At 73.8% G+C, this 6,162-nt stretch carries 6 protein-coding genes; 4 read left to right on the plus strand and 2 right to left on the minus strand.

Annotation, left to right across the window (positions count from 1 at the left end):
* Positions 1–11: 11 nt before the first annotated feature.
* From ACGF3J_RS13340 to ACGF3J_RS13355, 4 genes are all read left to right on the plus strand, one after another.
* On the plus strand, positions 12–1,163 hold the full coding sequence (locus ACGF3J_RS13340; RefSeq protein WP_161332209.1) for an inositol-3-phosphate synthase: 1,152 nt from the start codon (positions 12–14) through the stop codon (positions 1,161–1,163).
* Between the two features lie 74 nt (positions 1,164–1,237).
* Positions 1,238–1,363 (plus strand): hypothetical protein, encoded by a 126-nt coding sequence (locus ACGF3J_RS13345; RefSeq protein WP_272924226.1) that lies wholly within the window; start codon positions 1,238–1,240, stop codon positions 1,361–1,363.
* Positions 1,364–1,456: 93 nt separating this feature from the next.
* Positions 1,457–2,458 carry a clavaminate synthase family protein gene (locus ACGF3J_RS13350; RefSeq protein WP_161332210.1) on the plus strand — a complete coding sequence of 334 codons (1,002 nt, stop codon included), beginning with the start codon at positions 1,457–1,459 and terminating at the stop codon, positions 2,456–2,458.
* Between the two features lie 39 nt (positions 2,459–2,497).
* Complete coding sequence (locus tag ACGF3J_RS13355) at positions 2,498–4,345, plus strand: ABC transporter ATP-binding protein (RefSeq protein WP_161332211.1); 1,848 nt, start codon at positions 2,498–2,500, stop codon at positions 4,343–4,345.
* Positions 4,346–4,413: 68 nt separating this feature from the next.
* Here the strand turns inward: ACGF3J_RS13355 and hasP are convergent, their stop codons facing one another.
* Together hasP and ACGF3J_RS13365 are read right to left on the minus strand one after the other, a co-directional pair.
* Entirely contained in the window at positions 4,414–5,283 is an 870-nt protein-coding gene (gene hasP, locus ACGF3J_RS13360; protein WP_161332214.1) for a 3-hydroxyasparagine phosphotransferase, read from the minus strand.
* Between the two features lie 56 nt (positions 5,284–5,339).
* Positions 5,340–6,158 carry an alpha/beta fold hydrolase gene (locus ACGF3J_RS13365; protein WP_393854136.1) on the minus strand — a complete coding sequence of 273 codons (819 nt, stop codon included), beginning with the start codon at positions 6,156–6,158 and terminating at the stop codon, positions 5,340–5,342.
* Between the last annotated feature and the right edge of the window lie 4 nt (positions 6,159–6,162).

Raw genomic sequence — 6,162 nt, forward strand, 5'->3', positions numbered from 1 at the left:
AGGAGAGATTCATGCGTACCGGAATCTGGCTGGTGGGTGCCCGCGGCTCGGTGGCCACGACGACCGTCGTCGGCGCCGCCGCGCTGCGCGCCGGACTGGTGCCGGCCACCGGCTGTGTGAGCACGCTCGAAGCCTTCGACGGCGTGCCGCTGCCCGGCTTCGACGACCTGGTCTTCGGCGGACACGACGTCGTCGCCACGAGCCTGGTCAAACGGGCCGAGCAGCTCGCCGACGCGGGCGTCGTGCCGCGTGGCCTGCCGGGCGTGCTGACCGCGGAACTGAACGCGGCCGACGCCGAGATCAGGCCCGCCCCACCGGGCACGGAGAGCGGCGACCAGGCGGCGGCCGCCGAGGCGCTCGTCGCCGACCTCACCGGATTCCGCGAACGCCTCGGTCTGGACCGGGTCGTCGTCGTGAACGTCTCCTCCACCCAGCCGCCCGCCGCGCCGCACCCGGCGCACGCCTCGGCGGCGGCGCTGCGGGAGGCGCTGGCGCGCGGTGAACGGCCGCTGCCCGTCAGCTCCCTGTACGCCTACGCGGCACTGCGGGCCGGCTGCGCCTTCGTCGACTTCACGCCGTCGACGGGGGCGCGCCTGCCCGCGCTGGACGAACTCGCCCGGGAGCGGGGCCTGCCGTACGCGGGCAGCGACGGCAAGACCGGGGAGACCCTGGTCAAGTCGGTGCTGGCGCCGATGTTCGCCCGCCGGGCGCTGCGGGTGCGGTCCTGGTCCGGCACCAACCTGCTCGGCGGCGGCGACGGCGCCACCCTCGCCGACCCGGAGCGCGTCGTCAGCAAGAACGCCTCCAAGGGGCTGGTGCTCGAGGCGGAGCTGGGCCACGAGGTGGACGGCGGCGTGCACATCCACCACGTCCCCGACCTCGGGGAGTGGAAGACCGCCTGGGACCACGTGACGTTCGAGGGCTTCCTCGGCGCGCGCATGACCCTCCAGTTCACGTGGCAGGGCTGCGACTCCTCGCTGGCCGCGCCGCTCGTCCTGGACCTGGCCCGGTTCACGGCCCTCGCGCACCGCGGGGGCGTCGCCGGGCCGGTGCCGGAGCTGGGCTTCTTCTTCAAGGACCCGGTCGGCAGCACCGAGCACGACCTGGCCGCGCAGTACGCGACGCTCGTCGAGTGGGCGCGCGCGGTGGGGGCGCCGGCGTGAGCTCCCTGCCGCGCTCGGTCTGCCATTTCGGCCCGTGTCCGCGAGCCGGCGCACCGACCGTGAACGTCGTCCCGATGGACGGCCCCCGGGACGCGCCCGTGCTGCTCGTCTCCGACCCGCGCGCGCCGCTGAGGGAGGCCGTCGCCGCGACGGAGGTCAAGGACCTGCTCCTCGGCCTGGCCGGGCTCACCGGAACCTGAATTTCCGCTCATGCTCACTCGATACGCGGCCGATAACGACGGCCCATAGCGTCACGAGTGCACACAAAATGACTGTGAACGGAGGCTCTGACAATGGCTGCGAATGCCGCGCGGTCGGCGCCGCGTTACGACGTGACGCTGAACCAGTCGGACGCGGAACTCGTCGAGGAAATAGCCTGGAAGCTCGCCACTCAGGCGACCGGGCGGCCCGACGACGCCGAATGGGTCGAGGCGGCCAGGAACGCCTGGCACGAATGGCCCGCGGACCTGCGCAAGAAACTCGCCGGATTCCGCCGGGACTCGGGACCGGACGGCGGGATGCTGCTGCGCGGGCTGCCGGTCGACTCGATGGGGCTGCCGCCGACCCCGGCGGTCAACGGCTCCGTGCAGCGCGAGCCCTCGCTGGGCGCCGCCGTGCTGCTGATGGTGGCGTGCGGACTGGGCGACCCCGGCGCGTTCCGGCCGGAGAAGAACGGGGCCCTCGTCCAGGACGTCGTCCCCGTGCCGGGGATGGAGGAGTTCCAGGGCAACGCCGGCTCGACCCTGCTGACGTTCCACAACGAGAACGCCTTCCACGAGCACCGCCCCGACTTCGTGATGCTGCTGTGCCTGCGGGCCGACCCCACGGGCCGGGCGGGCCTGCGCACCGCCTGCATCCGGCGGGTGCTCCCGCTGCTCTCCGACCGCACCGTGGACGCCCTGTGGGCACCGGAGTTCATCACCGCCCCGCCGCCGTCCTTCAACCTGAGCGGCCCCGGCGAGGCGGCGGGCCCCGTCCTCCTCGGCGACCCGTCGGACCCCGACCTCCGGGTGGACCTGGCCGCCACCGAACCGGTCACCGAACGCGCCGCCGAGGCCCTGCGGGAACTCCAGGCCCACTTCGACGCCACCGCGGCCACCCACCGCCTCGCCCCGGGCGAGCTGGCGATCGTCGACAACCGGGTCACCGTCCACGGCCGCACCGAGTTCACGCCCCGCTACGACGGCACCGACCGCTGGCTCCAGCGCACCTTCGTGCTGACCGACCTGCGCCGCTGCCGCGCGTTGCGCCCGGCCGACGGCTACGTGCTCGGAGACGCGCCACAGCCCGCCTGACCGGCGAAGCCCCCGCAGTGACACAGGAGTAGGAGTCCGATGACGAGCACGCAGACCAGGGAGCGGCCGCCCGCTCCGGACGCCGGGGCGAAGAGCGCGCCGGAACCCGGGCCGCCGTCCCCGCCCGCCCGGAAGGTCGGACTGCGCTCCCTGTTCCCGTATCTGCAGGGCTACTGGCCGACGCTGGGGATCGTCGCGGTGCTCTCGCTGGTGGTGACCCTCCTCACCCTCAGCCAGCCGGTGCTCACCCGCGACGTGCTCACCGACATCGAGGCGGACCGGCCGGTGGGCCGGCTGGTCGCCCTGCTCATCGGCGTCCTCGTCGTCGTGGCCGTGCTCGGCGGCGTCCGCGACTACCTGCTCCAGCGGGCCGCCGAGGGGCTGGTCCTGACCGCCCGGCGGCGGCTGGTGGCCCGGCTGCTGCGACTGCCGATCACCGAGTACGACCGGCGCCGCACCGGTGACATGCTCTCCCGCGTCGGCGCCGACACCACGATGCTGCGCGCGGTGGTCACCTCGGGCCTGTTCGACACCGTGACCAACGTCGTCATGGTCGGCGGCTCCGCGCTCATGATGTGCCTGATCGACCCCACCCTGTTCGCCGCCACCGCCCTCGGCCTCGGCCTCGGCGTCCTCGCCGTCGTCGGGCTCTCCCGCCGGGTGCGCGGCGCCTCCCGTGACGCCCAGGACCGGATCGGCGAGATGACGTCCGCCGTCGAGCGCGCCATCTCCGCCGTCCGCACGATCCGCGCCAGCGGCGCCGAGGAACGCGAGGGGCACGCCGTCGACGGCTACGCCAAGGAGGCGTACCACGCCGGTATGCGCATCGCCCGGCTCCAGGCGATGATCAACCCGATCACGTCCACCACCATCCAGGTCGCGTTCCTCGTGGTCCTCGGCCTGGGCGGCGCCCGGGTGGCCAGCGGCGCCATCCAGGTCGGCGACATGGTCGCCTTCGTGCTGTTCCTGTTCATGCTCTGGTTCCCGCTCGGCCGCGCCCTGACCGCCTACTCCCGGCTCCAGTCCGGGCTCGGTGCCCTTCAGCGCATCGAGGAGATGGTGGACCTGCCGCAGGAGACCGACAGCGCCGCCGCCACGGGGACGCTGACCGTGCGGGAGCGGACCCGGCCCGATGCGGAGACCGGCGCCGCACGGCCGCCCGCGATCGAGTTCGACCGGGTCAGCTTCGGCTACGACGACGGCGAGACGGTCCTGCGGAACGTGTCCCTCACCGTCCCCCGCGGCACCCGCACCGCCCTGGTCGGCCCCTCCGGCGCAGGCAAGTCCACGCTGCTGTCGCTGGTGGAACGGTTCTACGACGTCACCTCGGGCGTCGTCCGGGTCGGCGGCACCGACGTACGCGACCTGCCGCGCCGGGAGCTGCGGCAACGCCTCGGCTACGTCGAGCAGTCGGCGCCCGTCCTCGCCGGTACCGTCCGCGACAACCTGTCCCTGGCCGCGCCCGACGCCGACGACGACGCCATGCGGGAGGTGCTGCGCTCGGTCAACCTGCTGGGCGTCGTCGAGCGGGCGCCGCTCGGCCTGGACACCGAGGTCGGCGAGGGCGGCGTCCTGCTGTCCGGCGGCGAACGGCAGCGGCTCGCCCTGGCCCGCACCTTCCTCGCCGCGCCGCCGATCATGCTGCTCGACGAGGCGACCAGCAACCTCGACGCCCGCAACGAGGCCCTGATGCGGGAGGCCATCGGCACCGTCACCGCCGACCGCACGCTGCTCGTGGTCGCCCACCGGCTCTCCACCGTCGTGGACAGCGACCAGATCGTCGTCCTGGAACACGGCGAGGTCGTCGCCGCGGGCCGGCACGAGGAACTGACCGGCACCAGCCCCCTCTACCGCGAACTGGCCAGCCACCAGCTGCTCATCCAGTAACCCCCCCCACACGAAGGGGCCTCCCGGTGACTTCACCGGGAGGCCCCTTCGCGTGTGCCGCGGGCCGGTCAGCCCGCTGTCGCCAGGCACTGCCGGACCCGGTGCCGGGTCAGCTCCCAGGCGGCGTCGAGACGCACCGCCCGGGCCCGCGAGGCGTCGTCGGTGAAGCGCTGGTGGGCGCGGCGCTCGCGGTAGAGCAGCAGCGTAAGGTTCACCAGGAACGGCATCATCCCGTCCCGCTCGTCGGCGCGTTCGGCCACCGCCACCTCGATCCGGGCCCGGGCGCCCGGGACGTCCCCGAGCAGCATCCAGAGCTGGGCGAGGTCGAGGCAGGGCAGGTACAGGGCGCTGCTCGCCCAGTCGATCAGGACCTGCCGGCCCCGGCTGCGGACGACGTTGGCGAGCACCAGGTCGCCGTGGCCGAACTCGCGCGGGGTGCCGGACAGCTCGAGGAGTCGGAGCAGCGACGCCCAGTGCGCTTCGTCGAAGACGCCCTGGGCGTGCACGCCCTCCAGCATCCCCCGGTAGTCCACCGACCAGCCCTCGGCCAGCGCGGGGTGCCAGTGGCGCAGTCGCTCCACCGCCGCCAGCACCCCGTCCAGGTCCTCGCGGGCGACGGGCGTGACGGGGAAGCGGTCGGGCGCCAGCACCTCACCGGCGAGCCGCTCCATGACCAGCACGGCGCGCTCCTTGTCGGAGGCGAACCGCCGGGGCACCGGCACCGGCGGCGCCACCGCGTCGAACAGGTCGTAGGTGTCGATCTCGCGCAGGCACTGGCGCCGCCAGTCGGGGGTGCGCACCTTGGCCAGCGCCTCGACGCCGTCCAGCAAGCCGCCCACCACCAGGGAGGTGCGGCTGCGGTAGACGACCTCGCCGGGGGCGAAGCCGGGGCACACCTCCAGGGCCAGCCCGAGCAGGTGGCGGTCGTCGGGCGTCAGGGTCCCGGAGGCGGTCTCCGGCGCGGTTTCGGACTCGGTCTGCAAGGTGTTCTCCTTCACCGGCGCAGGAATTCGACGAGGCTCTTGTTCACCGCGTCCGGTGACTCCAGATAGCCGTAGTGCCCGCAGTCGGGCACCAGCTCGTACTCGGCGCCGGGGATCGCGTCGGCGACCTCCCGGCCCAGGTGGGGCGGGGCGATCAGGTCGTCCTGGAAGGCGATGACGCGGGTGGCGGCCCGGATGCCGCGGTAGGCCTCGCGCCGGTCGGGCATCATGCCGACCCCGAGCTGGGCCCGGTGCCCCGGCCCGGAGACCCGGGTCAGCTCCAGCACGTCGAGCCAGTCGCGGGCCTGCCGGTCGTTGTCGAGGGTGCGGGGCGAGAGGTTCTGCATGGCCTGCACGACCGCCTCGTAGGCGGCGGGCAGCCGGACCCCCTGGTCGTACAGCTCCATCTCCGCGCGGGTCATCGCCTCGCGCAGGGCGTCCGGGCGGGCCCGGGTCGCCATCAGCACCATCCGGTCCACGAGGTCGGGCCGGGACAGGGCCAGCTCCTGGGCGATGTGGGCGCCCATGGAGATGCCGGCCACCCGGCAGGGGCCCAGGCGGAGTTCCTCGACGAGGGCCGCGGTGTCGCCGACCAGGTCGTCGATGCCGAAGCCGCCCGGGCACTCCTCGCTCGGTGCGATGCCCCGGTTGTCGAAGCTGATCACGCGGTAGCCGGCGGCGACCAGGGCGGGCACCTGGTGCAGGTGCCAGGCCCGGCCGCTGCCGCCCGAGCCCATCACCAGCAGCACGGCCGGTGCCGAGCCGCCGCCTCCCGGCGGCGCGCTGTCGTAGTAGTTGATCCGGATGTCGTTGACGGTGATGACAGGCATGGCG

Origin of the sequence: Streptomyces sp. NPDC048171 (genome assembly GCF_043202655.1) — a bacterium.
Taxonomy (GTDB): Bacteria; Actinomycetota; Actinomycetes; order Streptomycetales; family Streptomycetaceae; genus Streptomyces.

What these genes read in the sequence shown, in the direction of transcription:
- ACGF3J_RS13340 (WP_161332209.1), top strand. Translation starts at nt 12, where the DNA reads ATGCGTACCGGAATCTGGCTGGTGGGTGCCCGCGGCTCGGTGGCCACG.
- ACGF3J_RS13345 (WP_272924226.1), top strand. Translation starts at nt 1,238, where the DNA reads ATGGACGGCCCCCGGGACGCGCCCGTGCTGCTCGTCTCCGACCCGCGC.
- ACGF3J_RS13350 (WP_161332210.1), top strand. Translation starts at nt 1,457, where the DNA reads ATGGCTGCGAATGCCGCGCGGTCGGCGCCGCGTTACGACGTGACGCTG.
- ACGF3J_RS13355 (WP_161332211.1), top strand. Translation starts at nt 2,498, where the DNA reads ATGACGAGCACGCAGACCAGGGAGCGGCCGCCCGCTCCGGACGCCGGG.
- ACGF3J_RS13365 (WP_393854136.1), bottom strand. Translation starts at nt 6,158, where the DNA reads ATGCCTGTCATCACCGTCAACGACATCCGGATCAACTACTACGACAGC.